Below are 1,751 nucleotides of genomic sequence, written 5' to 3'. Positions count from 1 at the left end.
ATCCTAAGTTCCCGAAAAGTCTAACGATGAAAACCTTGTAAAGGGTTGAAAAGACTGAGTTAGGGTTGTTTTCACTAGGTTTATGCCTCGTTATATATTATAATGTATGTAACGAGGTGAGGAGATGGGGATTGTCTATCAGAAGAACAAGAAAACTGGAATCACATATGTCTACAACAACCAAGCCTATTGGGACAAGGAAAAACAACAGTCCAGAGCCAAGAGAACCTTAATCGGCAAACTGGATCCAGACACTGGAGAAATCCTACCGACCAGGTCATACAGGAAGGATACTGAACAGAAGCAGAATATCTTGAAAAAGCCCGGACCAATTTCCATTAGCAAAATTCGCAGGGATTTCTATGGTTCTTGCTATCTTCTCGATCAGGTTGGAAAGATCACAGAAGTTGAGGCAGATTTGAAAGCGTGTTTCCCCGATCGTTATAGAATGATTCTGTCTATTGCCTATTATCTTATTCTCGAAGAGAACAACTCACTCAGTAGGTTTTCACATTGGCAGAGATTGCATGTTCATCCTTATGGAGAAGACATACCATCACAGCGCAGCAGTGAGCTGTTCCAATCTATTTCCGAAGAAGAGAGGATGATGTTTTTCAAGAAGCAGGGCAGACGTAGAATTGAGAAAGAATACTGGGCCTTTGACATCACTTCCATCTCCAGTTATTCAGAGACTCTGAGACAGGTAAAGAAGGGAAAAAACAAAGAGTACGAGAGACTACCTCAAATCAACCTGGCCCTTCTCTTCGGTGAACAGTCTGGACTTCCCTTTTACTACCGGAAGCTCCCTGGCAATATCACAGACGTGAAAACGGTCAAGCAACTTATGACCGAATTCAATGTCATGGGATACAAAAAGGTAAGTGTCCTTCTTGACAGAGGCTTTTATAGCAGAGAGAACATAAACCTGCTCTTCAAGAACCACCAGAAATTCATCATCGGTGTCAAACTGAATTTGAATTATGTAAAAGAGACCCTGGAAGAAGAGCGCGATAACCTCCAGCTATGGTCAAATCTTCAACCCCAGTTCGGAGTATATGGCTTGTGCCGGACGATCCAGTGGGAATATGAACAGGAAAGACCCAGTAAAGGGGACGTATTCAGCTCGAAAAGGAGGGCATATTTACATCTTTTCTACAATCCCGAGAAGGCAGCCAAAGATCAGGCAGAGATGAACGATTATCTGACCACACTATACAATGATTTGGCAAACAACACGCGTGAAGAATACCGCATGAAGGACTATGATAGATTCTTCACCGTTACCAGTACACCAAAAAGGGGCAGGAAAGTCACACCGAAGGAGGAGGCGATGCGTGAAGCGGCAAGAAACTATGGCTATTTCGCGCTGCTTTCCAACGAAGTCAACGATCCCTTCGAGGCCTTATCTCTCTATCGTAGTAAAGACATAGTGGAAAAGGGTTTTGGGAACCTTAAAGACCGGTTGAATTTCCGTAGAATGCAGGTTTCTTCAGAACTATCACTTAACGGCAAGCTGTTTGTCGAGTTTGTCGCATTGATTTATCTTTCCTACATAAAGAAGAAGATGCAGGACACCGGTCTCTTCGATAACTGGACATTGCAGGGTCTCCTCGACGAACTGGACACCATTGAAAGGTTTGAGTATCCCGAACATGGCCGCTTGATCGGAGAAGTCACTAAGAAGCAGAAGGATATCTATGTCAAACTGGGGGTGAAATCACCCTCGTTATAATTTCCGGGAATGCAGGTTG

General features: G+C 43.6%; 1 protein-coding gene. It reads left to right on the top strand.

Translation table 11 applies throughout. The features are described from left to right. Positions 1-124 precede the first annotated feature (124 nt). A complete protein-coding gene (locus tag Y697_RS14475) occupies positions 125-1,732 on the top strand; it encodes an IS1634 family transposase (protein WP_121552519.1) in 1,608 nt (535 codons plus the stop codon). Positions 1,733-1,751 lie beyond the last annotated feature (19 nt).

The sequence above is a fragment of the Mesotoga sp. BH458_6_3_2_1 genome (genome assembly GCF_003664995.1).
Taxonomy (GTDB): domain Bacteria; phylum Thermotogota; class Thermotogae; order Petrotogales; family Kosmotogaceae; genus Mesotoga.
The sequence above is the reverse complement of the archived record's forward strand: the minus strand, read 5'-3'. Positions and strand labels throughout refer to the sequence as shown.

What these genes read in the sequence shown, in the direction of transcription:
- Y697_RS14475 (WP_121552519.1), top strand. Translation starts at nt 125, where the DNA reads ATGGGGATTGTCTATCAGAAGAACAAGAAAACTGGAATCACATATGTC.